The following is a 24,569-nucleotide window of genomic DNA, read 5'->3' as shown; positions in this document are numbered from 1 at the left end:
CATGGGAAACAAGGTGACGATCGGTCTGATCCAGGCGAAAAACGACGTGCACGGGGACGAACCGGTGCACGTCCACAAGGAAAAGGCGATCGAAAAACACGTGCGGATGGTCCGCGAAGCGGCGGCAAAGGGAGCCCGGATCATCTGCCTGCAGGAAATCTTCTACGGCCCGTATTTCTGCGCCGAACAAAACACCAAGTGGTACGAGGCGGCCGAAGAAGTGCCGGACGGCCCGACGACGCAGCTCTTCCGGTCGCTGGCACGCGAGCTGGGGGCGGTGATCATTCTGCCCGTGTACGAACAGGTGGGCATCGGGACCTACTACAACACGGCGGCGGTGATCGACGCGGACGGGACGTACCTCGGCAAATACCGCAAGCAGCACATCCCGCACGTGGCAGCGGGCGGCAACGGCTGCGGGTTCTGGGAAAAGTACTACTTCAAACCGGGCAACCTGGGTTACCCGGTGTTTGACACGGCGTTTGCCAAGGTGGGCGTCTACATCTGCTATGACCGCCATTTTCCCGAAGGGGCGCGGCTGCTCGGCTTAAACGGCGCGGAGATCGTCTTCAACCCGTCGGCGACGGTGGCCGGCCTCTCCGAGTACCTCTGGAAGCTGGAACAGCCCGCCCACGCCGTCGCCAACGGATACTACGTGGCGGCGATCAACCGGGTGGGGGTGGAGGCGCCGTGGAACATGGGCGAGTTTTACGGACAGTCCTACCTCGTCGATCCGCGCGGCCAATTTGTCGCCATCGGCAGCCGCGACCAGGACGAAGTGGTCATCGCCGAGATGGACAAAGACGTGATTCACCAAGTGCGCAACACCTGGCAGTTTTATCGCGACCGAAGACCGGAGACGTACGAGGACATGGTAAAGCTGCTTCCGTAATGCGGACAAAACGGACGGCAGGGCGGCGCTGCAGGCGCCGCCAGGCAGGCTGTACGCCCTGCCCGGCTCGTCGGCCTTACGTCCGGCCAAGCGCAAGACTTCGCCGGACGAATCGCGTCAGACGCGCCGGGTGGGTTTTTTTCCATCTGCCGATGGCGTCATCATGATCGAACAGGTAAGGAGAGGCGGGCATGAAGCAGATTGTCTATCGCGGGGTGGAGTACAAGGAAGCGCTGCGCGTGGTGGCGGCACAGCGTTACGAACGGGAGGAACGGCGCAGGTTTGTCAACGGCGCAAGCGCGAAAGCGGTGTTCGGCTCCGGCGTCTATCTGGTCAGCAACCCGAAGATTGCCGCACAGTACGCGATCTGTCACGCGGAAACCACCTGGGATCAGGCCGCCGTCCTGGCCCAGGAATTGGAACTGGACGGACTGGCGGCGCTGGACGAGCGGTACGGGGAGAACGAGCTGCGGGCGGACGCCCTGCGCTGGCGTCATACGCCAGAGCAGTTGACGCGTCTGTCGGCAGCGAAACGTCATGAGGAGTGGCTGGAGTGGACCGGCGACGAGATCCGGGCCTATCTGCTGGATCGGGGCTTTACCGGGATCCGCTACCGCATCAGCCGGGAGCTGACCTATTTTGTCTGTTACAAGCCGCAAGAGCAGATCGGCCGCATCTCGCTCTTGACGGTGTTTGACATAACAGAATAGTCCAAAAGTATCGACTTGTCCATCTTCTTTTGGTAGAATTAGACAACAACCGACATTTTTTTCAGAAGGACCGTCTTCTTCGGCAGGACTTCTGGCGCATTTTTTTCACATCATTCGTACAATTCTACCAGGGTAAAAGGGGATGGCCAAACACATGAAGCTGCTTCGCAATCTGAGCACACGGACAAAACTGTTCAATCTGGTCATGCTGATGGTCACGTTTCTGTTGATCGTCGGGGGAACCGGGTACTGGCACCTGAAGAAAGCGGAAATGCGGATGGGAGCGATGTATCAGGATCAACTGCTGCCGATCAAGTGGATCAATGATTTGCGCGCCCAAACCCGGGCGATTGAAGCCAACGTGTACAAGATGATGCTGGAGACCAGTCCCACGAAGCTGACCGAGATCAAACAGCAGATCGAGACGCGCATCGGGGATTCCAACCAGCTTCTGACGCAGTTGGAACAAAGCAGTCTGGACGAGCGGGAAACTGCGTTTGTCCAGACGCTGAAGGACCTGAACGAAAAGTACCAGAGCGACCGCACACGGGTCATCCAGTTGATTGAAGAAGGCAACCGGGACGAGGCGTACAACTATTTTCGCGCGACGGAAGCCACGCTGGACGGCATCAACCAGGAATTGAAGTCGTGGGCGGATTACAACTCGCAGACGGCCGAAGACATTCACCTCCAAAATGCGCTGGATGCCCGGGCGGCGGAGATGACGCTGATCATCACCATCGGGGCGGCTCTCGTGCTGGCGCTGTCCATCGGGTACGTGATCGCCCGGATGATCGCCGATCCGCTGAAGAAAGTGGCGTCCAAACTGGATGAGCTGGCCGGGGGCGATTTGACCGTGCAGCCGGTCGACTTCGACGGCAAGGACGAGGTGGGAACGCTGGGACAGGCCTTCAACAAGCTGGTCGTCCAGCTTCGCTCGCTGATCGGCGAAGTGAAGCTGGCGGGCGAGCAGGTGGCGGCTTCGTCCGAGCAGCTGACGTCCAGCGCCGATCAGACGGCCAAGGCGGCCGAACAGGCGGCCGCCGCCATCCAGGAAATCGCGACCGGCTCCGAGGTGCAGACGCAGCGGACGGCGGAGAGCGTGCGGGTCATGGAGGAATTGGGGACCGCCATCCAGCGGATCGCCACGACCGCCGGCACCGTCTCCGAGTCTTCGGTGCGGGCGGCGCAGGAAGCGGAACAGGGCAACGAATACATCATCAAGGCTGTGGAACAGATGTCCGCCGTTCAAGAGGCGGTGAATCGCGCCGCCGAGATGGTGACGCTGCTGGGGGTTCGCTCGGAAGCGATCGGCGAAATCGTCCAGGTGATCACCGGCATCGCGTCGCAGACCAACCTGCTGGCCCTGAACGCGGCGATCGAAGCGGCGCGGGCGGGCGAACAAGGCAGAGGATTCGCCGTCGTCGCCGACGAGGTGCGCAAGCTGGCGGAGCAGTCCGAGGAGTCGGCGCAGGAGATCGCCCGCCTCATCGGGGATATTCAGCTTGAGACCGGCCAGGTGATGGCCGCGATGAACCAGGGGACGGCGGAGACCGAGGCCGGCAGCGTGGCGGTCCGGGAAGCGGGCCTGGCGTTTCAGCGCATCGTCAGCGCGGCGCAGGCGGTCGCCGAGCAGATTCAGGAGGTCTCGGCGGCAACCGAGCAGATGACGGCCGGTATCCAGCAGGTCGCCTCGTCCATGGACGAAATGAACCGCCTGGCGCAGGAAGCGGCCGTCCACACCCAGGGCGCGGCGGCCAACTCCGAGGAGCAGCTCGCCTCCATGCAGGAAATCGCCCGTTCGAGCGAAAATCTGAACCGTCTGTCCCATCAGTTGCAGCAGACGATCAGCCGGTTCCGTACGTGACAGAAAAAAGTGAAAAACTGGCAGAACGCTTGGTTCTGCCAGTCTTTTTTTCGCGGGTGACGCTCAGGATGCCCGCTGTCCGGCGCTTCGGGCGGTGATGTTCTCGTAGTCCGCCGCGCTCATCAGGCTCGGGTTGTCCTTCATCAACCAGGTGTAGACGACGAGGGAGATCAACAGCCCACAGGTCCAGGCGTTGTCCCAGACAATGGTCAGGCCGGGGATCTGCTTGCAGACAAACGGCACGGCGATGCCGATCAGCAGGGCCCAGATGGCCCGCATGTTGTAGCCGCTCTCGTACGCGTACATGCCGTCCGGCCGGTACAGTTCGGTCAGATGGATGCGCCGTTTGCGCACCAGCCAGTAATCGGCGATGGCGATCCCGTCGATGGGACCGAGCAGGGCGCCGTACGTCCCCAGCCAGAGGAAGATGTAGTTGCCGAAGTTCTCCAGGATGTACCACGGCTGCATCAGCAGGGCGACGACTCCGGTGATGATCGCCCCGGCGCCAAACGACATCCGGCGGGGCGCCAGATTTTCCACGGCGCGGGCCGGTGCCACGACGTTGGCCGCCACGTTTGTCGTCAGCGTCGCCAAAATAATCCCCAGCGTTCCCAAAAAGATCGCCAGCGGGGAGAATTTGGCGAGCACCGCCGCCGGGTCCCAGATGGCTTCCCCGTAGATGACCACTGTGGCTGAGGCGACGGCCACCCCGATGAACGAAAAGCCGCCCATGGTGGTTGGCAGGGCGACGGATTGTCCGATCACCTGGGCTTTCTGGCTCTTGGCGTAGCGGCAGAAGTCCGGGATGTTCAGCGCCATGGTCGACCAGAAGGCGATGGCGCCCGTCAAGGCGGGGAAAAACACCTTCAGGAAATCGGCGGTGGTGGTGAGTTTGGACGGAGCGGAGAGCATCGGTCCCCAGCCGCCCGCCTTGGTGACCGCCCAGACGAGCAGCGCCAGGCCCATGATGATCAGCGTGGGCGCGGCCCAGAACTCCATCCGCCTGATCGCCTCCGGCCCGCGGTAGGAGATCCAGACGTTCAGCGCCCAGAAGCCGAAAAAGGCGATCCAGGTGTGGCCGGGAATGCTGCCCCAGCCGCCCAACGACTGCAGCAGTGTGTCGATGGCGGTCCCGCCGAACCAGCAGTTGATGCCGAACCATCCCGCGCCGATCAACCCGCGGGCCACGGCGGGGATGTGAGCCCCTTTGGAGCCGAACCAGAGACGGGCGTAGACCGGGTACGGTATGCCGAATTTCGTTCCGGCGTGAGAGTTGAGCAAAATGGGAATGAGGACGATACAATTGCCGAGAATGATCGTCAGAATGGCCTGCCACCAGTTCATGCCGAGCGAGATGAGTCCGGCTGCCATCGCATAGGTGGGCAGACAGATCGCCATGCCGATCCAGAGACTGGCGAAGTTGTAGGTGGTCCAGTTGTGTTCCTCCCGGTTCGTGGGACGGAGGCCGTCGTTGTACAGCGGACTGTTCCGGATCTGTTTTTCGCCATCTTTCGTCAGCGTGACGATGCCGTCCGACTCAACCTGTGTCTTCATCGCAATCCCTCCTTTTGTGAAGAATGCCGCGTGCGGACAAGCCAAACGGTTGTCTCGGGCGCGGGATGCTACATTATATTGGGCCGTCCGGCCGCTAATTACAGAATTTTCGGACAGAAGGAAAGCCCGGAACGCGCTGTTCCGGGCTCGGCTGTTGCTGTCGAACGCAGTCGATTACTTGGGGAAATATTCCTTCCAGCGGCGGTCCACCAAAGCGGCGATGTCGGGACGGGTCTCCACCTCATCGGGATAGAACGGCTTCATCCGGGCGTCGACGACGAGCGGTCCCTCGTAACGGATCTTGTTGCGGACAATCGTCGAACGGGCGTACAGATCGTGCGCCGGGTCGAAGCGGGTAAAGACGGTCCAGAGGAAGCGGCTCTGGCTCTCGGCGATGGACGCGTCGTCCACGATGCAGATCATCGGCCAGTCGCGCAGATGCTCGTTTGCGTAGGGCAGCAGCTCTTCGCCCAGTTCCGGCCGCTCTTCAAAACCGGGGCCGGAAATGACCAGGCAGCCCGGGCAGAACGATTCGATCTTGGCAATGCCGGGGATGCCTTCGCCGCGGTACTCGCGCGGCAGGTCGCGCACCGGATCGCCGATGCCGAGCATAACCCCCTTGGAGCCGTGGTTGAACTTGCGCCCCGTGTAGTCGAGCGTATCGTTGGACGTGTCGTTGACAATCAACAGGTCGCGCTCCGGCTGGAAGCGGGCGAGGACGATTTCCAAAAAGTGCTTGAAGTTGCTCAAGTCGCACGGAACGTCCGTCACCATCAAAAACTTGGTCAGGGTCAACTGTCCTTCGCCCAGGATGCGGAAGGCGTGGGCCATCGCTTCCTTGTAGTAGCTCTCCCTGACGATCGCGCCGGCCAACGCGTGGAAACCGGTCTCGCCGTATGTCCACAGCGCCTTGACGCCGGGCATGACGATCGGGAAGAGCGGGGACAGCAGCCGCTGCAGGTACTCGCCGATGAAGAAGTCCTCCTGCCGCGGCTTGCCGACGACCGTGGCCGGGTAGATCGCGTCTTTGCGCCGCCACATCTGCTTCACGTGGAAGACGGGAAAGTCGTGCGTCCAGGAATAGTAGCCAAAATGGTCGCCGAACGGTCCTTCCGGCCGGCGCACGTGCGGCGGGACTTCCCCGGCAAAGACGAATTCCGCTTCCGCCACGATCCGGTGCGGATGGTTGGGGACCTCGGCCAGATTCAGCTTGTCACCCATCAGCAGGGAGGCGAATACCAGTTCCGGCACCATCTCCGGCAGCGGCGCGATGGCCGAGATGATCAGCGCCGGCGGTCCGCCGATCGTGAGCGTCACGGGGAGCGGCTGGTTCCGTTTTTCCGCTTCGTGGTAGTGGAAACCGCCGCCTTTGTGAATCTGCCAGTGCATGCCGGTCGTGTTTTTGTCGTAAATTTGGATGCGGTACATGCCCAGGTTGTGTTCTTTCGTCTCGGGATGCTCCGTGTAGACGAGCGGCAGGGTGACGAACGGACCGCCGTCCAGATGCCAGCTCGTGAGCGCCGGCAGTTGGGTCATGTCCACGTCGATCGTGGACAGCTCCATGACCGGTGCCTTCGATTGCGGCACCGTCCTGGTCCCGGTGCGCATGATCCCCATGAGCGGCGAACGCAGCTCCCACAATCCCGACAGCCTGGGCGGCAGGAGCTTGTCCAGGCCGTGCACCAGCTCCCGGATGATCGACTCCGGCTTGGGGCCAAACGCCATGTCGACCCGCTCCACGGTCCCGAACAGGTTGGTGACGACGGGAAACGACTTGCCTTTTACATTGGTAAACAGAAGAGCAGGTCCTCCGTCTTCGATTACGCGGCGGTGAATTTCCGCCAATTCCAAATACGGGTCAACCGGCGCGTCGATTTCCACCAACTGGCCGGAGCGCCGCAGTTGTTCCATAAACGAACGCAGGTTTGCGTGCATCTGTCGTAACCTCCACATCCCCTTCAATTCCCTCTCTACTGTACACGAACGGCGCTGGCGAATCTACCTTTTTTCCTGCGGGAGATGGTAAGATGAACGGGAGGTGAACCAACCATGATGTCGGCACGATTTCGCCTGACGCTGCAAACACGGATGATTTTGCTGATGACGCTTGTCATCATCGTCATTATCGGGGCGATGGGCGCGGTGTTTTCTTCGATGATTGCCGCATCGATCGAAGACCAGGTGGGAAAACGCGCCCTGAGCGTGGCCAAGATCATGGCCCATCTGCCGCAGGTACGCGGCGCATTTGCCACCGGCCATCCCACGCAGATCATCCAGCCGATCGCCGAGAATGTGCGCATTCAGACGGACGCCGAGTTCGTCGTGGTGGGCGACCGGAAAGGGATACGCGTCGCCCATCCGCTGCCGGACCGCATCGGCAGGGAAATGGTGGGCGGCGACAACGAACCCGCGCTGCTGCACGGCCAGTCTTACGTTTCCAAAGCCGTGGGCAGCTTGGGACCGTCCCTGCGGGGAAAAGTGCCGATCCATAACGACGCGGGGGACGTGATCGGGATCGTCTCGGTCGGCTTTCTGCTGGAGGATATCGAAGCGGCGATCGACAGCTATCAGCGGAAGGTGCTGCTGATCCTCGCCCTCGGTGTTCTCTTCGGCACGGCCGGTGCGATCTGGCTGAGCCGGTACTTCAAGCGGGCCATCCTCGGCCTGGAGCCGGAGGAGATCGCCTCGTTGTACATGGAGCGAAATGCCGTGCTGGAATCGGTCCGCGAGGGGATCATCGCCATCAACCGCCACGGCAGGGTGACGATGGCCAACAAGGCGGCGATCCAGATCCTGGGCCTCCCGGACGAGGAGCTGCGGGACAGGCCGATCCTGGAGCTGCTGCCGGACAGCCGGATGCCGGAGGTGTTGGAGTCCGGGGAGCATCAATTGGACCGGGAGAGCACGATTGCCGGAAAAGAGATCCTCGTCAACCGCGTACCGATCAAGTGGATGGGCAGGGTGGTCGGCGTCGTCAGCAGCTTCCGCCCCAAATCCGAGATTGACCAGTTGGCGTCCGAACTGTCCCAGGCGCGGCGGTATGCGGACGTGCTGCGGGCGCAGACACACGAATTTCACAATCTTCTGTATACGATCTCCGGCCTGCTGCAGTTGGGATCGATTCAGGAGGCGATCGAGCTGATCACGAGTGAGACTTCGGCGGAGCAGGAACTGGTCCTGTTCCTCGCCAAGCAGGTGCCCGACCCGCTGATCGGGGCGCTGCTTTTGGGCATGCACAATCGGGCCAAGGAACTGAAGATTCAGTTTTCCGTCAATCGCGACAGCCGGTTGAAGGAACTGCCGGCCGACGTCAATCGGCAGCAGGTGGTCGTGATGCTGGGCAACCTGATTCAAAACGCCTTGGAAGCGGTCGGGGAGAGCAGATCCGGCCCCAAAGTGGTGGAATGCTATCTGTCGGACGCCGGCAGCGAGATTTTGTTTGAAGTGGAAGACTCCGGACCGGGCGTGGACGACTCGATTCGCGAGAAGATTTTTGAACACGGCTTTTCGACCAAACCGGGCGAGCGGCGCGGCATCGGGCTGGCCAAGGTGAAAGGCATCGTCGAAGAGATGGGCGGGTATATCCTGGTCGGAAAAAGCGAGTGGGGCGGCGCGCTGTTTACGGTGTCGCTGGCAAAAGAACGGAGGGGAACACATGAAGCCGGTTGAGGTATTGATCGTGGAAGATGACATTCGCATCATCGACATTAATCGGCGGTTTGTGGAAAAGATCGCGGGATTTCGCGTCATCGCCACCGCGACCAGCGGGGAGGAGGCCAGGGAACTGATCGCTAGTGCCAAGCCGCACCTGGTCCTCTTGGACGTCTATCTGCCGGACACGCTGGGGACCGAGCTGGTCTGGCAGATGCGGCAGCAGCACCGCGACGTGGACATCATCATGATCACCGCCGCCAAGGAAATCGAGATGGTGCAGCACGCCCTGCGCGGCGGGGTGTACGACTACATCGTCAAACCGCTGGTGTTTGAGCGCTTCCGCGAGCGGCTGGAGAGCTACCGGGAGCACTTCTGGCGCACCCGGGAAGCGGGCGAAGTGGACCAGGAGGAGATCGACCGGATGCTGACCCGGCAGCTTGCGACAGCAAAGCCGCGCGATTCGCTCATCCCCAAGGGAATCGACGCGCTCACGCTGGACAAGGTGGTCAGCGCCATCAAACGGGCGGACAGGTCGGGCCTCTCCGCCGAAGAGGTGGGCAGGGAGATCGGCACCAGCCGCACCACGGCGCGGCGCTACCTGGAATACCTGGTGGCGGAAGGGAAGGCGCAGGCCGATCTGGTGTACGGCACAGTGGGACGGCCGGAGCGAAAATACAGGCTGCTGTGAGAGGGATTCCCGAATGCGGGAAACAAGCGGTGCACATTATGAACAATATGGACGCAATATTCAAAATCTTTCTTATGAACAAAAACTGTTCAGCCTCCCCCCCGGCGTGCTACGTTTATCTCAGGTTGAATGCGCTTACAAAAAACGTTAGACAAGGGGGCTGCGGTATGAAAAAACGAATGGGTCTGATCGCGCTGTCCGTGGTGATGAGCCTGGCGCTCGCCGCGTGCGGCGGGGGGAACGGCACAGGAAGCTCCGCCTCCGGGCAGGGGAGCTCGGCCGGTTCCGGCTATCCGGACAAGCCGATCATCGTCGTCGCTCCGTCCGGCGCGGGAGGGGGCTGGGACAAGACCGCCCGCTCCGTCGCCAAGGTGCTGGGCGAGAGCAGGCTGGTCAGCCAGGCGATCACGGTGGAAAACAAGCCGGGCGGCGGGGGTGTGGTGTTCCTCGCCGAATACGTCAGCAAGGAAAAAGGAAACGCATACAAGCTGTTTGTCAGCTCGCCGCCGATCTTGATCAACCACAACAAAAAAGAGGGCAACAGTCCGTTCGGCTTCCGCGACGTCACACCGCTGGCGCAGCTGACCAAGGACTACGGAGCTCTCGTGGTCAAGGCGGACTCGCCGTATCAGGACGTAAAGAGCTTGCTTGCGGCCATCAAGGAAAACCCGTCCGCCGTCACGGTGGCGGGCGGCTCGGCACCCGGCTCGATGGACCACCTGATCGCCGTTTTGCCGGCAGCCAAATACGGCATCGATCCGAAAGCGGTCAAATACGTCTCCTACGACGGCGGCGGCGAAGCGATGGCGGCGCTGCTCGGCGGCAACGCGGACATGATCGCGACAGACGCATCCAGCGTGGGCGAGTACCTGAAAGCGGGCAAAATCCGCGTGCTGGGCGTCACGTCCCCGGAACGGCTGGGCGGTGATCTGAAGGACGTACCGACGTTGAAAGAGCAGGGGATTGACGCGGAATTTAACATCTGGCGCGGCGTCTTTGGCCCGGCCCAGATGCCGGCTGACGCCAAGGCCTATTGGGATGCCAAATTGAAGGAGCTGTCCGAGAGCGAAGCCTGGAAAAAAGAGCTGGCCGCCAACGGCTGGGAGAGCGAATACCGGGATTCCGCCAGCTTTACCGCTTTCCTCGAAGCGCAGGACAAATTGGTCAAGGAGCTGCTAACCTCTCTGGGCATGTCGAAGTAAGGGAGAGGGGCTCCCTCTCCTTCCTGTGGTCTTCCGTTTGTCATTCATCGCGAGGAGGTAACCATGAACAAGACATTTGACCGCGCAAGCAGCATCCTCTTTGCCTTGATCGGGGCGCTGTTTGTCGTGGAAAGCCGCAGCATTTCCACCAGCGCCTACGGCAGCGAAGTGGGCCCCAACCTCTTTCCGATGGGGCTGGGCATCCTTCTGATCCTGCTCGGTCTTCGCCTGTTTTGGGAGACGTTCCGCTACCGGGGGGCAGTCCCGTCCGCCGTTCCGCTCCGGCACAAGCGCTTTTTGCTGATGCTTTTGGCCACCGTTTTGTACGCCTGGTTCCTCGAAGAGATCGGATACGTCATCGGCACGTTTCTCTTTTTGCTGGCCGGGTTCCGGCTGATGGGCAGCGCCAGTTGGTGGAAGTCGGCCGCCGTCGCGCTCGCCTTTTCCGTCGGGGTCTACGCCGTCTACGTGCACATCTTGAAAGGGACGCTGCCAGGATTTCCGTCCTGGCTTGGCTTGTAGGGAGGGAGACGCATGGAGGCTTTGCAGTATCTGGCGGACGGCTTCACCATCGCCCTGCAGTGGCACAATCTCGTCTACGCCTTTGTCGGTGTGCTGATCGGGACGGCGGTCGGCGTGCTGCCCGGCATCGGCCCGATGAGCGGGGTGGCGCTGCTGCTGCCGGTCACCGCGTCGCTGACCAACGGGCTCACTCCCGAACAGGCCGCGGCGAGTGCGCTGATTCTCCTGGCGGGAGTCTACTACGGCGCGATGTACGGCGGTTCCACCACGTCGATCCTGCTCAATACGCCCGGCGAGTCGTCCTCCGTCGTCACGACGCTGGACGGCTATCAGATGGCGAGGCAGGGACGCGCGGGAGCGGCCCTGGCGATTGCGGCGATCGGCTCGTTCGTCGCCGGGCTGGTGGCGCTGGTGGCACTGGTGTTTTTGGCGCAGCCGCTGTCCGAAGTGGCCCTCACGTTCGGCCCGGCCGAATACTTTTCGCTGATGATTCTGGGGCTGTGCGCCGTCAGCGGCCTAGGCGGGAAGTCGATGACCAAGGCGCTGATCATGACCGTCTTCGGCCTGTTGCTGGCGACGATCGGGATCGACAACGTGTCCGGCGTGGCGCGGTTTACCTACGACATCCCCGACCTGTACCAGGGGTTGGAATTCCTGACGATTGCCGTCGGGCTGTTCGCGCTCGGCGAAGTGTTCAAGACCATTCTCGAGTCGGACGGAACGGAAGCCGAGATGATCAAGGTGGACCGCATCCTGCCGACCAAAGCCGATTTGAAACAGAGTGCCGCTCCGATCGCGCGGGGGTCCCTGTTGGGCTTTTTCATCGGCATCCTGCCGGGCGCGGGCGCGACGCTGGCGTCGTTTTTTTCCTACATCGTGGAGAAAAAGGTGAGCAGACAGCCGGAACGGTTCGGCAAAGGGGCGATCGAAGGCGTGGCCGCTCCGGAGTCGGCCAACAACGCGGCGTCCGGCGGAGCGATGATTCCGCTGTTGACGTTGGGGATTCCCGGCTCCGGGACGACGGCGATCCTCATGGGAGCGCTCCTGATGTACAACGTCCAGCCCGGTCCGCTGCTCTTTTCCGATCACCCGCAGGTGGCCTGGGGGCTGATCGCCAGCATGTTCATCGGCAACGTGATGCTGCTGGTGCTCAACATGCCGCTGGTCAAAGTCTTTGCCAAAATAATCGAGACGCCCCCGCAGTACCTGATCCCGCTGATCATCGCGATTTCCGTGTTCGGCGTCTACGCGGTGCAGGTCAGCACGTTTGACCTGATGCTGCTGATCGCCTGCGGGGTGGCGGGGTACGTACTGGCGAAAAACGATTTCCCGCTTGCGCCATTGGTGCTGGGCCTGGTGCTGGGGCCGATGATCGAAAACAACATGCGGCGCGCCCTCACGACATCCAACGGCGACTATCTGATTTTCCTGCAAAAGCCGCTTTCCGCCGTCTTTCTCGCCTGCGCGCTGTTGTGGCTGGTCGTGCCGATGCTGCTGAAGCTGCGCGGCCGTCAGGTAGTCGTCAACGAAGAAGCGTAACCCGCGCCGTTTCCCCCTGTTGGAAAAAACAGCTTGACAGGCGGCTCCCGGCACTCTATCCTTGGAAAAATTCCGCAGATCTGTTCTGTTTGCTGCAGCGAGCAGAACAGTTGAAGGAGGAGTGCTGCAGTCATGCTGGAGATTGATCCTGTCACGCTGGAAGGGGAGCGGGTGCGGCTGGAACCGCTCGGCCGCCATCATGTGGACGGCTTGTGGGAAGCGGGACGATACGAGCAGATTTGGACGTACATGTCGGTTGTGTTCCGGCAGCCGGCCGACGCGGAACAATTTGTGAACCAGGCGCTGCTGGCGCAGGAGGCGGGAACCGAGCTGCCGTTTGCGATCGTGGATCGCCGGGACGAAAACGTGATCGGAAGTACCCGCTTTCTCAACATCTCCCGCAAGGACCGGGGGCTGGAGATCGGCTTTACCTGGCTGACGCCGTCCGTGTGGAAGACGCCGGTCAATACGGAGTGCAAGTGGCTGCTCCTGCGCCACTGCTTTGAAACCTTGGGCTGCATCCGCGTCCAGTTGAAGACGGACGCCCGCAACCTCAACTCGCAGCGGGCGATCCAGCGCATCGGCGGCGTCCGCGAAGGCGTGCTGCGCAATCACATGATTGTCCGAGACGGGTACATCCGCGATTCCGTCTACTTCAGCATCCTCGACAGGGAGTGGCCGGCGGTGAAGAAGAACCTGCAAATGTTGCTGTTTGGTGAATAACGGGCCATCCCGATTGTGGCCGTCCCGTAAAGGTGTGTACAATAAGCGTGTGCGACACTGCAACGGGAATGAGGGTTACCATGAAACGGATACACGCTCCGGCCGGATACGCGCTGTTTGCCGGCGATCTGGCCGCCTTTCTGCTCTTTACCTACTACGGCAAACGGGCCCACGGGCTGCCAGCCGACGCCCCGGGCATTCTGGAAACGGCTGCTCCGTTTTTGCTCGGCTGGCTGGCCGCCGCGCTGCTGCTGAGGCTCTACCGCCCCAACGCGTACGAGCGGCCGGGAAGACTGATCCTGATCACCGTGGCGGCGTGGACGGTGGCAGCGCCGATCGGCCTCATCATCCGCGCGCTGTGGCTGGGCACGCCCATCACCCTGATGTTCGCGGCGGTCGCGTATGGGATCATGCTCGTTTTCCTCCTCGGCTGGCGCATCCCCTTTGGGATCGTTCACGCGCTGATTCGCCGCCGGACCGCGCCGCGCTGATAAAAGCCCGGACCTCTGGAGACGCTAGCCAGTGACGACAATCCAGGGGAGGTGGGCGCATGGGCAAGAACAACAACAGCAAGGACCTCGGGAAGAATCGCGGGAAGACGCTGGATGAGCACGATCAGAACACCAACCTGCGGCAGTCCCAACACAACGATCGGAACAAGTAGGAGAAACACGAAACCGCCGGTGAATCCGGCGGTTTTTCCTTGCGCGGATGTCTTTACTCTTTCCCACTTCACTCCTGTACGACCCGCAGCCGGGTGTCGAATGCGATTTGCGGACTTGGCGGAGCCGCATCGGCTAGTGATATAATAATGGGAGTTTCTCAACAAGTGGAGGGAGCGACCGTGACCGAACCGATGCAGGACGTACAGCCGGTGACGCTGTCGACACAGGCGTTTTTGATTTTGTGCCGGCTGTTCGACGGCTGCTACGACGATATGAAGCAGCAGGAACCGATGCGAAATCTGGTGGAATCCATTGCCGATATCCTGTTGGCCGGGGTGCAGAAGCTGGAGGGGCGAGAGACGAAGCCGAAAACGGTCACGTTTCCGCTGACGCTGCCGCAATCGTTTTTGCTCCGTCGGCTGGTTGGAGAGATGCTGGCCCGCGTGCCGGAGGGCCAGGAGGACAAAACGGCGGGCTGGCTGCGGGAGTGCTTGACGGCGCTGACAGAAGGGGCAGGGGCATATGGAACCCCGGCATCCTGAACTGCACGTCATCACCAGCGGCAGGCAGTCCCTCGATGAGGTGCTGAGGGTGGCGGAGGCCGCCTTTTTGGGCGGGATGGACTGCCTGCACATCCGCGAAAAGCAGCGGACCGCCCGGGAGTGCATGGAGTGGGTGGAAGCGCTGGCCCGGGTCATGCCCCGAGAGCGGATTCTGGTCAACGACCGGGTGGACGTGGCGGCGGCGGCCGGGTGCAGGGGGGCCCATCTCGCGTACCACAGCTTGACTCCGGCGGAAGCCCGCCGGGTGTTGAAGCCGGGGCAGCGGATCGGCAGGTCGGTTCATTCGCTGGACGAAGCGCGGCAGGCGGCTGCGGAGGGAGCGGATTACCTCTTGTACGGTCACGTTTTTCCCAGTACGTCCAAACCCGGCTTGGCGCCGCGCGGAACGGACGAACTGCGGGAGATCGCTGCACAGGTGAGGATTCCCGTCATCGGCATCGGCGGGGTCACGCCGGAGAACGCCGGTCAGGTGCTGGCGGCGGGCTGCGCGGGGGTCGCCGTGCTGTCCGGCATTACGGCGGCGAGCGACCCGGCGGCGGCGGCGCGCGCGTACCGGGAGGCGCTGGATCGATGGAAGGAGAGTCAGGTATGAGAGACCGTGAACACTTGCGGAAAAGCATGCAGGTCTATTTTGTGGTGGGCACGCAGGATTGCGGCTATTCGGCCGAGCGCACGCTGGCCATTGTCCGGGAGGCGCTGGCCGGAGGCGTCGGGACGCTGCAGCTGCGGGACAAGGGGAGCCGCCTGACGGACGAAGAGCGGTTCCGTCTGGGCCAGGAGATGAAGGCCCTGTGCCGGCAGTACGGGGCGCTGTTTGTCGTCAATGACGACGTGGAATTGGCCTTGAGGCTGGAAGCGGACGGCGTCCACGTCGGGCAGGACGACATGCCGCTCGCCCAGGTGCGGGAGCTGGTCGGCGAGCACATGTACATAGGCGTATCTGCCGGGACGGTGGAGGAAGCACTGGCTGCCCAGGCAGGCGGAGCCGACTGCCTGGGGGTCGGAGCGATGTACGCGACCGCATCCAAACCGGACGCCGGGGAGCCGATTGGACCCGCGGGACTGCGGGCCATCCGGGAGGCGGTCGGAAGCGGACTGCCGATCGTCGGCATCGGCGGCATCACGCTGGACAATGCGCGGGACGTGCTGGCGGCGGGAGCGGATGGCGTCGCCGTCATCAGCGCGATCACCCGGGCCCCATCGCCCGCGGAAGCGGCCAGAGAACTGAAGCGCATCGCGGAAGATTTGGCGAACGGGCAGCCAAGCTGACCGCATAACGTACGGTAACGAACAAAACAGTGCCCTCCGAAGTGGCGAGGGAGGTGGAGAAGATGAAACATCGCATATACCGCATCGGATACGAATGGGTCAGCAAGCGAGAGCTTTTGGAAAGGCTGCAGTTGACCGATTGCGTGTTGATCGAACACAGGAAGCTGTCCCCCGCGGCTGACGGCCTGACGGGAGAGACGGCCCCGGAGGATGAGCGGCACGCCGTGCTGATCCGCAGCCAGCGCCGTCCGGGGGAATGGATCACCTTCAACGGACTCTACGAAATCCAGTCCCGTGAGCCGATCCCCTGGATTGATTCGCCGCTGGAGTACCATCAGTTCGGCACCGAACTGATTCCGGGCAACATCCGCCGGGAAAAGGCTCCTCAGGCGCGCATTCCGGCGCGGACCAAACTGCAGATCGCGGCCATCCGTCAGGAGACGGTGTTTGTCACGGTTCCCGGCCACCCGTCCCGCCGTTACGAAATGTCGCTGGCGCACGCCCGGTTCGCCAAAGACTTTCCCACGGAGCTGGAGCTGAAACTGCAGGTGTATGCGTTTCCGCCCCGCCATGACATCTTTGTCGACTGGCTCCTGAAAGAAGGGCGAAAGACGGGGATCATCATCCGGCCCAATCAGGAACGGGTGGAGCGCTCAGCGTTTCAGGTGTGGGACGAACTGCGCCAGGAATACGGGATCAGCGTCAGCGCCGCGCTGATCGCCATCAAACAGGCCTTGATCGTGCTGGACAGGGCCGGACTGGAGAGCGACTTTCCCTATCCGGTTCAGGATTTGTCCGACCTGTCGCTGTCCAACGACGCGGAGCGGGACGCCTTTTACTCGTATCATGCCGTCCGCTGCGCCATGGCGGCAGTCTCGGCGCTGTTGACGACCGATCCCAAGGACCCACTGCAGGATTTGCTGCTGATGGACATCATGCTGGAACAGCAGATCAACCGCAGACGCGATTGAGCGTGTCTGCGGTTTTTTCGTTTCCCGCTTTTGCTGTATAATGGAAGAAAACAACAGGCAAAGGACGTGACGATCGTGTACGTATCGATGAACCGACTGAAAGTCCCGGACGATTACCGGGCCCATTTGGAAAAGGCGTTCAGCGAGAGCGGCGAACGCATGAAAAACGTGCCCGGCTTCCTGGAGTTTCTCTTCCTGGCGCCGACAGAGGGAGACGAGTACATCGTCTTTACCAAATGGACAAGCGAGCAGGACTTCCTCAACTGGATCCAGAGCGAGGCCTTCAAGCGGGCGCATGCGAACAGCAACCCGAACAGCCCGGTGCGCTCCGACCTGCGCACCTATCAAGTAAAAGCCCATTCGTAGCGCGGCAAAAGCATGACAGCAATAGCATAACAGCGGACAAGGCATTCGTCAGCCAAAACAGCAGGCGGGTGCCTTGCGTGGGTTCCTCCTTTCAACAGGTGTATATCCAGATAAGTTGAACAATAAACATTTTTTGCACAATTTTCGTCCGGATCGTGATATGATAGAGCGAGAGGAGAAAGCGTTTTCATGTATACCCTGTTGAGGAGGCAGTGAGAATGAATCGTGTGGAATCCGATTTTTCTCTGGTGCAGGTGCCCGTTCATCTCAGAGAGTTTGTTGTGGAACAGGATTACGAGCGGTACACGCCCGTCGACCATGCCGTCTGGCGTTACGTGATGCGGCAAAATCTCAGCTTTCTCAGCAAGACGGCCCACGCCGCTTACGTGGACGGGCTGCGTACGTCCGGTATCAGCGTGGAGCGCATCCCCAACATCCGGGAGATGAACGAAAGCCTGGCCCAAATCGGCTGGGGGGCCGTCACCATCAACGGCTTTATTCCGGCCGTGGCGTTTTTTGACTTCCAGGCGCACGGCATCCTGCCCATCGCCTGCGACATCCGCCAGTACGAGCACATCGCGTACACGCCGGCGCCCGACATCATCCACGAGGCGGCGGGACACGCGCCGATCATCAAAGACGAAAAGTACCGTTCTTACCTCAAATGCTTCGGTGAAATCGGCTCCCGCGCGCTTTCCTCCCGCGAGGATTACGAATTGTACGAGGCGATCCGGCTGCTGTCGATCGTCAAGGAAGATCCCCATTCCACCGAAGCGGAGATCCGGGCGGCGGAGTTGGAACTGGAGCAAAAAGCGCAGGCGGTACAGGAAGTATCCGAGGCCAACCAACTTGCCCGCCTCTACTGGTGGACGGTGGAATACGGGCTGATCGGCGACCTGGAGAATCCGCAGATTTACGGCGCCGGCCTGCTGTCATCGGTGGGGGAAAGCATGAGCTGCCTGAAAGACGACGTGCGGAAAATTCCCTTTTCCCTCCAGGCGTGCATCGAAACGGATTACGACATCACCAAACCGCAGCCGCAGTTGTTCGTCTGCAGGGATTTTGACGAGCTGATCGAAGCCGTGCAGGAATTTGCCAAAACCATGGCCATGTCCGTCGGCGGCACGGAGAGCCTGATCAAGGCGAGCAAAATGCCGCAGACGTCCACCTCGGTGTACAGTTCCGGTCTGCAGGTGAGCGGTGTGCTGAGCGAGCTGGAATTTGACGACAGGGGCGAAGCGGTCTACCTGAAGACGGCGGGACCGACTGCGCTGGCCGTGGGCGGCAAGGAACTTCCCGGTCACGGCAAGACCTGTCACGCGGAAGGCTTCGGCTCTCCGATCGGCCTGCTTGCCGGAGAACCCACCCCGCTGGAGGCGTTTACCGACGAGCAGCTTGAAGTGTACGGGATCGTTGCGGACCGGACAGCCACACTGACCTTTGCCTCCGGTGTACAGGTGGTCGGCAGGGTGGCGTACATTCGACGGGAAAACGGAAAGATCGTATTGATCGGATTTGACAACTGCACCGTCACCTACCGGGGAAAAACGCTGTTCCGGGCCGAGTGGGGGACGTACGATATGGCGGTCGGCGAAAAAATCGTCTCCGTCTTTGCGGGAGCGGCAGACCGCGAAGCGTTTGCCACCGGCACGCACAAGCCCTCAGCCGTCAACGCCAGACGCCCCGTGTACAGTCCGGAGCAAAAACGGCTGCACCGGTTGTATCAACGGGTGCGCGACATCCGCGAACAGGCCCCCGCGGCTGAGACGGCGCAGCGCGTACTGGCGGAGGTGGTGCGGGAAGCAGACGAGGCGTTTCCGGACGACTGGCTGATTCGTCTGGAAATCCTGGAAATTCTCCACGAACGCTGCCTGCTCCCGGACAAACAGGCACATCTTCGCCGCGCGTTGGAAGCGCTGCGTGAGAAAGACGGGGAACAGGCACAGTTGATCGATAACGGACTGTTGTTGATCGGAAAGTGATTCTCCGGCGGTAAAAGCGGCGTGAAACGTCCGAGCCGATCATCACGCCGCTTTACATGGCGACAAACTTTTGGCGATAATAGAAAATGAAGGACGAAATCCAAAATGGAAACAAGCATGAAGGAGCCAGTGGGAAGTGAAAAAACGTGTCTGTATGCGCGTAACCAGTCTGGCCCCTGATCTGGCGGCCAAAGCGTATTCGTTTTTGTCGAACCACGACCAAATCCCCGATCTGCTCACGGCAGACGACCCGCACACCCTGTCTCTTCTGGAACAGTTGATCAAGGGATTGGCGGATTTCCTGGAAACGGGGAACGGTTTCATGCTGGAACAGCAGATGCGGGAGTTCGCGTTGAATCGGGTCAAGCAGGGCATGCCTCTCGCCAGCGTCCTGGAAATGATCCGGCTGGGACGTGACGTGATCGTGGAGCAGTTGCAGGCGGATGCGGAGCAGTTGATTCAAACGCCCGCGGAATGGCCCACATTTTCTTCCATGCAGATGGACGTGATTCGTTTTGTCGACAAGCTGATGGACGCAGTGGTACAAACCTGTCAAATGAACGAGCGCGAGGACAAGCACCGGCCCGAGAACGCTCTCTCCGCCGGTGAACCGTTTACGGAAGTGGCGGAACAGGAACTCGTCCAGCTCGTCTTGAAGTCGACGGACATCGCCGTGCTGATGATCGACAAGGACTTGCGGATCGTGGAGGCCAACTACGCCCTGGCCGACCTGCTCCAGGTGGAGCGGGAGCAAATCATCGGCAAGCAGATCGACGAGACGTTTCGCCCGCGGGAATGCGAGCGCTTTCTGCAGTGGGTGGTGGAGCGCGGCCAGTCCGGCCATTATGTGGCGGAGTACAATGGCAAGTGGACAACGGTCAGCACCAGCCCGATCTATCACAAGGGGGAGCTGTGGGGAGCCATCGCCGTGCTGCGCAACATTACCGAGAGCAAGCGGTACGATGAGGAGCTGACCAAGCGGGAAGCGCTCGCCGCCGTGGGTCAACTGGCGGCCGGCATGGCTCATGAAATCCGCAACCCGCTGACCTCGATCAAAGGCTTTATTCAACTGCTGCGGGAACAGATGGAGACGGAGGGAAACCGATCGTATTTTTCCGTCATCCTGACCGAGATCGAGCGGATCGACGGGCTGCTGAACGACGTGCTCGTCCTGGCCCGCTACCGGGACGACAAGATCGTGGCCGAACGGTTTTTGGTGATGGAGGAAGTGCTGGGCGTGATTCGCCTGCTGGAGCCGGAGTCAAACAGACGGGGCATCCGGCTGGAACTGAACTGGTCCGGCGAACAGTGGCATGTCTACGGCTACCGCGCGCGAATTAAACAGGCGATTTTGAATATCCTGAAAAATGCACTGGAGGCACTGGCTGCCAAAGGGTCGGTCGTTCAGGTGTCGGCGTACGCGTCGATCAATCAGGTCGTCATCACCGTGGAGGATGACGGCATGGGCTTGTCCGACAGCGTCAAGCAAAATCTGTTCGTGCCGTTTTACACGACCAAACCGGATGGAACGGGGCTGGGGCTGTCCACGACGCAGCGGATCATCGTCGATCACGGCGGCGAGATCTTCGCGGACAATTCGCCGCAGTTGGGCGGGGCGCGGTTTGAGGTTCGGCTGCCGATTTCCGTGCGGTAAAACGGGCGGCAGAGAAAGCAGGCACAGACCTCGTCCTGACTGACCCGCGGTGGGACGGATACATATCAACGAGAAAAAGACGGATGACTGCTTCATTCGTCTCTTTTGCATGGGAACGATCGGTCGAGAAAAGTTACCATAATGTATGTTATGTAAATAAAAATTCCAACGTTTTTGAGGCAAAGTGTCCGAGCCACTTTTGGGACAAGGACCGCTTCCGTTACAATAGTACAAAACGCTGCCCTCGGAGGTATTTATGAGTGGAAATCTTTCCGTACTGCTGGCCTTTGGCGCGGGTTTTCTTTCCTTCATTTCCCCGTGCTGTCTGCCGCTCTACCCTTCGTTTTTGTCCTATGTGACCGGCATCACCATGGACGAGGTGAAGAAGGGGAGGGCGGTCTTTCAACGGCAGGCTTTGCTGCATACCCTGTTTTTCATTCTCGGTTTTTCCATCGTCTTTGTCGCGCTGGGACTGTCCACGTCCTGGCTGGGCAGTCTGTTCGCCGAGAAAAAAGACCTGATCCGCCAACTGGGCGGCATTCTCCTGGCGGTGATCGGCCTGATCCTGCTCGGTGTGTTCCAAATGGACTGGATGATGCGGACGTGGAAGGTTGATTTAAAATCCCGCCCGTTGGGGTATACTGGGTCCATACTGGTCGGCATCACCTATGCGGCGGGGTGGACGCCGTGTGTGGGTCCGATCCTCTCCGGCATCATCGTGCTGGGCGTGACCGATCCGACCCGTGCGCTGACCTACACGCTGGCCTACACCCTGGGGTTTGCCATCCCGTTCTTCCTCATGACGTTTTTCATCAGCAAGGTCGGAGCGATTGTCAAGTACTCGGACCGGCTGATGAAACTGGGCGGTGCAGTCATGGTCCTGTTCGGCATCTTGTTGTATACCGATAAGCTGACGGAAATCACCCGCGTCCTGATTCAACTGTACGGAGGCTTTACCGGATTCTAAACGAGGTGAAGAGATGAAAAGACTGCTGCTCGCAATGTTTGTAGCCCTCTCTGTCGGACTGGTCGTCTGGCCGCAAACGGGACAAAGCCCGACGGTCATGGCGGAACCGAAAGCGGAACAAAAGCCGGTAGAGGGTTACGAAGCCCCCCATTTCACCCTGACCGGGATGGACAAGCAGACGTACCAGCTCAACGGCAAGCGCAGCAAGCCGCTCATCCTGAATTTCTGGGCCTCCTGGTGCGGTCCGTGCCGGATGGAAGCCCCGGAACTGCGCAAGTTCTACCAGAAATTCGGACAGCAGGTGGATCTGTACGCCATCAACGTGACCAGTGACGACAGCGCGGACAGCGCGAAAACCTTTGTGCAGACGTACGAGCTGCCGTTTCCCGTGCCGATGGACATGACCGGCGAAGTCGCCAACCGCTACCGGATTCAGGCGTTTCCCACCACGTATCTGATCGATCGGCAGGGAATCGTCCGCAAAACCATCATCGGCATGATCGACGCGTCCGTTCTGGAGCAGGAAGTACGCAAACTGCTGGCCGAGAAGCCCTGACCGCTGCACATCGCGGCGGTTTTTCTTTTGGGCGACCCGGTCCTGCCGGAGCAGCCATTCACAGCCGCTCCTCCTTCCATTTGAAAGGCTGAACCTGGTGATACGTGCGGAGCCGATGGCGGTATCATGTCGGGGCGGTACGCGGCGCTTTTGTTCAGTCGGTCAGCCCGGCAGCGGCGGATGGTTTTGCCCGTCTGCCCAGGGGGAACGGGAGGTAAAGCAGGTAAAACAACACGAGAGCCACCGCTTCAAGCGAGAGGATGTACCACGGATACGGTCCCAAATAGTCAAGCAGGCTGGGGTTGGCCGGTTTTTGGGAGAGAAACATGTAGTTGCCTCCCGTCACATGGTTGACTACCACAACGACGGGCAGGAGCAGGTTGAGAAAGCCCATCGCTTTCCACAGGGAGCGGTGGGTGGGCCGATACTGTTCCACCCAGGTCATGTGAAGACACGCCAGGATGATGGCCGCATGGGCGATAAAAAAGTGGAAAAAGCGAAAATGGGGAAAGGGATAAAACAGGTCGGGAGTAAGAAGCGCCTGCCCGGCTCCGCCCAGCCCCGTGAAATAGGTGATTTCGTACAGCCGGTAACTCTTTCTCACGAGCATCAGCACCGACAGCAGCAGCGACACGCTGCACAACTGCAGCGGCAGGGTATAGGCAGCCGACCAGCTCCCGGTCAGCACGTGCCACCACTGAAAGGAAAGTTCCGTCGCCAGGAGAAGGGCCGCGAGCGACAAACGGAGAACGCGGTTCGCCGCGCGTTTCCTCCACCTGGCTCGGGAAAGGTACAGGATCAGCGCGGCACAGCACAAGAGTCCCAGTGCGGCCAGATGGGGAACGGAAAACAGGCGAAACGGTTCCCCGGTAATGGTGTAGGAAAGAAAAGGTGAAGTCATCGCGCATCCTCCCTGAAGGTGCCGGTTGGCCAATGTGACGGTCGGGTTCCTTTCATGGTGTCGGCTAACCAGATTGTAAAACATTCCGATTCATTCGACAAATCGGAGTGCCGGAGCCGTAACGATTCCCGAACAGGCGAAATGCGTTCGGGAAAAAAGCGGCGGACAATTCGAGATAAAGGAGGGAACACTGTATCTGTCGTTGAAGCGGCTGGAAAAACATAAATGGATTGAATCGTACTGGGGAGACGAGCAAGGTCCAGGCGGAAGACGAAAATATTATACCCTTACGTCGCTTGGGAAAGAGGCGTTCGAAGAAAAACGTGCGGAGTGGCAGTTTGTGAAAACCATGATGGATTCGTTTTTGGGAGGGGGAGAAAACAAATGAAGCAAATTGAAGCATTTGTCGATTCGGTGTATCAACATGTAGGGGGGAATGAACAGGAAATACAAGAATTAAAGGATGAAATGAAAAGTCATTTGTTGGAAGCCGTTGACGAATTAAAACGAGAGGGAAAATCAGAGCAGGAAGCCATTGCGATTGCCATTGACCGATTTGGCGTGGAGAAAGAAATGCGTGCTGTAGTTGGCCAATTGTTTACCACACAGAAAATATTTGCAAAACGGGTGCTTTCGATCGCAGTCACCATCTTTGTCCTTACTTCCATTGCATGTGGAGTGTTATGGGCAGTTGACGACGGACATCGGAAGGAAAACCTCGCTGTCGCGGAACAAATAGTCGGAATGTTAGGAAAGAAAGAAGCGATTTCCGACGACATGAAACAGGACATAAAAACTTTGGTACATGAGAAAGAACAGATTGTCCACGTTCAAATCTATCACATGGATGATGTGAAAAGGGAAACCGAAACGGGCATCCACTCCTACCATCGAAATGAAGCGATACCCGCCTACCAGTACGAAAAATCGGTATCGGCTCCTGATTGGATGCTGATGGACCTGGGGTATGATATAGGCGGTGCCGACTGGTACGTGCATATGGAATCAAAGCGGATTTTTCCGGTGATCCCCTTTGTGTTCTTCGTAGGTGCTGCGATTTACGCGACATTGTTCACGATTTGGGCATCGATCAATGCGTATCATCATGGCCGGTTGCACATGGGGTGGATCCTTGTCTTTGCCTTCTGTAACGTGTTGGGGTATTCGGTTTACGAGTGGATGGGGAAACGGGCAGCCAGAAACGAATGGAGATGGCGTCCCCTGCATGAATGAAAGGTGCTTCGATACGTACATGAAAAGGAGCCTGGATTCCCGGCTCCTTTTTTGTGATCCATACGTCGGCGCGGGGCGTAAACGGGGCCGC

Annotated in this window: 23 protein-coding genes and 1 pseudogene; 21 read left to right on the top strand and 3 right to left on the bottom strand. The window is 60.1% G+C overall.

Annotated elements, in window-relative coordinates:
• Window position 1: 1 nt before the first annotated feature.
• The 3 genes from FOI68_RS14295 (at window position 2) to FOI68_RS14285 (ending at window position 3,469) form a co-directional block, all read left to right on the top strand.
• Window positions 2-892, top strand: coding sequence for a nitrilase-related carbon-nitrogen hydrolase (locus tag FOI68_RS14295; RefSeq protein WP_029099118.1), 891 nt, complete (start codon window positions 2-4; stop codon window positions 890-892).
• A gap of 191 nt (window positions 893-1,083) precedes the next feature.
• On the top strand, window positions 1,084-1,602 hold the full coding sequence (locus FOI68_RS14290) for a hypothetical protein (RefSeq protein WP_143863559.1): 519 nt from the start codon (window positions 1,084-1,086) through the stop codon (window positions 1,600-1,602).
• Window positions 1,603-1,744: 142 nt separating this feature from the next.
• Window positions 1,745-3,469 (top strand): methyl-accepting chemotaxis protein, encoded by a 1,725-nt coding sequence (locus FOI68_RS14285; protein ID WP_231558691.1) that lies wholly within the window; start codon window positions 1,745-1,747, stop codon window positions 3,467-3,469.
• Window positions 3,470-3,532: 63 nt separating this feature from the next.
• Here FOI68_RS14285 and FOI68_RS14280 read toward each other — a convergent pair whose 3' ends face one another.
• Together FOI68_RS14280 and FOI68_RS14275 are read right to left on the bottom strand one after the other, a co-directional pair.
• The gene (locus FOI68_RS14280; RefSeq protein WP_143863558.1) at window positions 3,533-5,023 is read right to left on the bottom strand and encodes an NCS1 family nucleobase:cation symporter-1; all 1,491 of its coding nucleotides are present in this window, start codon (window positions 5,021-5,023) and stop codon (window positions 3,533-3,535) included.
• 174 nt (window positions 5,024-5,197) lie between these two features.
• Window positions 5,198-6,958: a UbiD family decarboxylase gene (locus tag FOI68_RS14275; protein WP_143863557.1), complete on the bottom strand. Its 1,761-nt coding sequence runs from the start codon at window positions 6,956-6,958 to the stop codon at window positions 5,198-5,200.
• A 114-nt stretch (window positions 6,959-7,072) separates the two neighbouring features.
• Here FOI68_RS14275 and FOI68_RS14270 point away from each other — a divergent pair, with 114 nt between their 5' ends.
• From FOI68_RS14270 to FOI68_RS14195, 16 genes are all read left to right on the top strand, one after another.
• Window positions 7,073-8,692: an ATP-binding protein gene (locus FOI68_RS14270; protein ID WP_143863556.1), complete on the top strand. Its 1,620-nt coding sequence runs from the start codon at window positions 7,073-7,075 to the stop codon at window positions 8,690-8,692.
• The gene (locus FOI68_RS14265; protein WP_035297501.1) at window positions 8,679-9,365 is read left to right on the top strand and encodes a response regulator; all 687 of its coding nucleotides are present in this window, start codon (window positions 8,679-8,681) and stop codon (window positions 9,363-9,365) included. The genes FOI68_RS14270 and FOI68_RS14265 overlap by 14 nt, the downstream gene beginning before the upstream one ends.
• A gap of 167 nt (window positions 9,366-9,532) precedes the next feature.
• A complete protein-coding gene (locus tag FOI68_RS14260) occupies window positions 9,533-10,567 on the top strand; it encodes a tripartite tricarboxylate transporter substrate binding protein (protein ID WP_044898078.1) in 1,035 nt (344 codons plus the stop codon).
• A 63-nt stretch (window positions 10,568-10,630) separates the two neighbouring features.
• Window positions 10,631-11,089: a tripartite tricarboxylate transporter TctB family protein gene (locus FOI68_RS14255; protein WP_029099126.1), complete on the top strand. Its 459-nt coding sequence runs from the start codon at window positions 10,631-10,633 to the stop codon at window positions 11,087-11,089.
• Window positions 11,090-11,101: 12 nt separating this feature from the next.
• Window positions 11,102-12,628 carry a tripartite tricarboxylate transporter permease gene (locus tag FOI68_RS14250; RefSeq protein WP_044898079.1) on the top strand — a complete coding sequence of 509 codons (1,527 nt, stop codon included), beginning with the start codon at window positions 11,102-11,104 and terminating at the stop codon, window positions 12,626-12,628.
• 132 nt (window positions 12,629-12,760) lie between these two features.
• A complete protein-coding gene (locus FOI68_RS14245) occupies window positions 12,761-13,351 on the top strand; it encodes a GNAT family N-acetyltransferase (protein ID WP_029099128.1) in 591 nt (196 codons plus the stop codon).
• 80 nt (window positions 13,352-13,431) lie between these two features.
• The gene (locus FOI68_RS14240; protein ID WP_143863555.1) at window positions 13,432-13,842 is read left to right on the top strand and encodes a DUF3054 domain-containing protein; all 411 of its coding nucleotides are present in this window, start codon (window positions 13,432-13,434) and stop codon (window positions 13,840-13,842) included.
• 353 nt (window positions 13,843-14,195) lie between these two features.
• On the top strand, window positions 14,196-14,558 hold the full coding sequence (locus FOI68_RS14235) for a hypothetical protein (protein ID WP_143863554.1): 363 nt from the start codon (window positions 14,196-14,198) through the stop codon (window positions 14,556-14,558).
• Window positions 14,539-15,171, top strand: a complete 633-nt coding sequence (gene thiE / locus FOI68_RS14230) for a thiamine phosphate synthase (protein WP_035297509.1) — start codon at window positions 14,539-14,541, stop codon at window positions 15,169-15,171. The genes FOI68_RS14235 and thiE (FOI68_RS14230) overlap by 20 nt, the downstream gene beginning before the upstream one ends.
• The gene (gene thiE / locus FOI68_RS14225; RefSeq protein WP_044898082.1) at window positions 15,168-15,848 is read left to right on the top strand and encodes a thiamine phosphate synthase; all 681 of its coding nucleotides are present in this window, start codon (window positions 15,168-15,170) and stop codon (window positions 15,846-15,848) included. Before thiE (FOI68_RS14230) ends, thiE (FOI68_RS14225) begins: the two co-directional genes overlap by 4 nt.
• Window positions 15,849-15,910: 62 nt before the next feature.
• A complete protein-coding gene (locus FOI68_RS14220; protein WP_029099133.1) occupies window positions 15,911-16,819 on the top strand; it encodes a hypothetical protein in 909 nt (302 codons plus the stop codon).
• A gap of 75 nt (window positions 16,820-16,894) precedes the next feature.
• The gene (locus FOI68_RS14215; RefSeq protein ID WP_143863553.1) at window positions 16,895-17,185 is read left to right on the top strand and encodes an antibiotic biosynthesis monooxygenase family protein; all 291 of its coding nucleotides are present in this window, start codon (window positions 16,895-16,897) and stop codon (window positions 17,183-17,185) included.
• 218 nt (window positions 17,186-17,403) lie between these two features.
• Window positions 17,404-19,167, top strand: coding sequence for an aromatic amino acid hydroxylase (locus tag FOI68_RS14210; protein WP_143863552.1), 1,764 nt, complete (start codon window positions 17,404-17,406; stop codon window positions 19,165-19,167).
• Window positions 19,168-19,303: 136 nt separating this feature from the next.
• Window positions 19,304-20,821, top strand: a complete 1,518-nt coding sequence (locus FOI68_RS14205) for a two-component system sensor histidine kinase NtrB (RefSeq protein ID WP_255433486.1) — start codon at window positions 19,304-19,306, stop codon at window positions 20,819-20,821.
• Between the two features lie 256 nt (window positions 20,822-21,077).
• Window positions 21,078-21,788 carry a cytochrome c biogenesis CcdA family protein gene (locus tag FOI68_RS14200; RefSeq protein ID WP_029099137.1) on the top strand — a complete coding sequence of 237 codons (711 nt, stop codon included), beginning with the start codon at window positions 21,078-21,080 and terminating at the stop codon, window positions 21,786-21,788.
• A 13-nt stretch (window positions 21,789-21,801) separates the two neighbouring features.
• Complete coding sequence (locus FOI68_RS14195) at window positions 21,802-22,344, top strand: TlpA family protein disulfide reductase (protein WP_143863551.1); 543 nt, start codon at window positions 21,802-21,804, stop codon at window positions 22,342-22,344.
• A 154-nt stretch (window positions 22,345-22,498) separates the two neighbouring features.
• Here FOI68_RS14195 and FOI68_RS14190 read toward each other — a convergent pair whose 3' ends face one another.
• Window positions 22,499-23,245, bottom strand: coding sequence for a YwaF family protein (locus FOI68_RS14190; RefSeq protein ID WP_143863550.1), 747 nt, complete (start codon window positions 23,243-23,245; stop codon window positions 22,499-22,501).
• A 130-nt stretch (window positions 23,246-23,375) separates the two neighbouring features.
• On the opposite strand from FOI68_RS14190, the pseudogene FOI68_RS14185 reads away from it, so the two are divergent.
• Window positions 23,376-23,633, top strand: a pseudogene (locus FOI68_RS14185) (PadR family transcriptional regulator); the annotation flags it as partial.
• On the top strand, window positions 23,630-24,478 hold the full coding sequence (locus FOI68_RS14180) for a permease prefix domain 1-containing protein (protein WP_143863549.1): 849 nt from the start codon (window positions 23,630-23,632) through the stop codon (window positions 24,476-24,478). The pseudogene FOI68_RS14185 and the gene FOI68_RS14180, both read left to right, overlap by 4 nt.
• Window positions 24,479-24,569: the final 91 nt, after the last annotated feature.

Origin of the sequence: Brevibacillus sp. LEMMJ03 (assembly GCF_007197875.1) — a bacterium.
GTDB classification, from domain to species: Bacteria; Bacillota; Bacilli; order Brevibacillales; family Brevibacillaceae; genus Brevibacillus; species Brevibacillus thermoruber.
This window is presented reverse-complemented; position numbering and strand designations above follow the sequence as displayed.

What these genes read in the sequence shown, in the direction of transcription:
- FOI68_RS14295 (WP_029099118.1), top strand. Translation starts at nt 2, where the DNA reads ATGGGAAACAAGGTGACGATCGGTCTGATCCAGGCGAAAAACGACGTG.
- FOI68_RS14290 (WP_143863559.1), top strand. Translation starts at nt 1,084, where the DNA reads ATGAAGCAGATTGTCTATCGCGGGGTGGAGTACAAGGAAGCGCTGCGC.
- FOI68_RS14285 (WP_231558691.1), top strand. Translation starts at nt 1,745, where the DNA reads ATGGCCAAACACATGAAGCTGCTTCGCAATCTGAGCACACGGACAAAA.
- FOI68_RS14280 (WP_143863558.1), bottom strand. Translation starts at nt 5,023, where the DNA reads ATGAAGACACAGGTTGAGTCGGACGGCATCGTCACGCTGACGAAAGAT.
- FOI68_RS14275 (WP_143863557.1), bottom strand. Translation starts at nt 6,958, where the DNA reads ATGCACGCAAACCTGCGTTCGTTTATGGAACAACTGCGGCGCTCCGGC.
- FOI68_RS14270 (WP_143863556.1), top strand. Translation starts at nt 7,073, where the DNA reads ATGATGTCGGCACGATTTCGCCTGACGCTGCAAACACGGATGATTTTG.
- FOI68_RS14265 (WP_035297501.1), top strand. Translation starts at nt 8,679, where the DNA reads ATGAAGCCGGTTGAGGTATTGATCGTGGAAGATGACATTCGCATCATC.
- FOI68_RS14260 (WP_044898078.1), top strand. Translation starts at nt 9,533, where the DNA reads ATGAAAAAACGAATGGGTCTGATCGCGCTGTCCGTGGTGATGAGCCTG.
- FOI68_RS14255 (WP_029099126.1), top strand. Translation starts at nt 10,631, where the DNA reads ATGAACAAGACATTTGACCGCGCAAGCAGCATCCTCTTTGCCTTGATC.
- FOI68_RS14250 (WP_044898079.1), top strand. Translation starts at nt 11,102, where the DNA reads ATGGAGGCTTTGCAGTATCTGGCGGACGGCTTCACCATCGCCCTGCAG.
- FOI68_RS14245 (WP_029099128.1), top strand. Translation starts at nt 12,761, where the DNA reads ATGCTGGAGATTGATCCTGTCACGCTGGAAGGGGAGCGGGTGCGGCTG.
- FOI68_RS14240 (WP_143863555.1), top strand. Translation starts at nt 13,432, where the DNA reads ATGAAACGGATACACGCTCCGGCCGGATACGCGCTGTTTGCCGGCGAT.
- thiE (WP_035297509.1), top strand. Translation starts at nt 14,539, where the DNA reads ATGGAACCCCGGCATCCTGAACTGCACGTCATCACCAGCGGCAGGCAG.
- thiE (WP_044898082.1), top strand. Translation starts at nt 15,168, where the DNA reads ATGAGAGACCGTGAACACTTGCGGAAAAGCATGCAGGTCTATTTTGTG.
- FOI68_RS14220 (WP_029099133.1), top strand. Translation starts at nt 15,911, where the DNA reads ATGAAACATCGCATATACCGCATCGGATACGAATGGGTCAGCAAGCGA.
- FOI68_RS14210 (WP_143863552.1), top strand. Translation starts at nt 17,404, where the DNA reads ATGAATCGTGTGGAATCCGATTTTTCTCTGGTGCAGGTGCCCGTTCAT.
- FOI68_RS14200 (WP_029099137.1), top strand. Translation starts at nt 21,078, where the DNA reads ATGAGTGGAAATCTTTCCGTACTGCTGGCCTTTGGCGCGGGTTTTCTT.
- FOI68_RS14195 (WP_143863551.1), top strand. Translation starts at nt 21,802, where the DNA reads ATGAAAAGACTGCTGCTCGCAATGTTTGTAGCCCTCTCTGTCGGACTG.
- FOI68_RS14190 (WP_143863550.1), bottom strand. Translation starts at nt 23,245, where the DNA reads ATGACTTCACCTTTTCTTTCCTACACCATTACCGGGGAACCGTTTCGC.
- FOI68_RS14180 (WP_143863549.1), top strand. Translation starts at nt 23,630, where the DNA reads ATGAAGCAAATTGAAGCATTTGTCGATTCGGTGTATCAACATGTAGGG.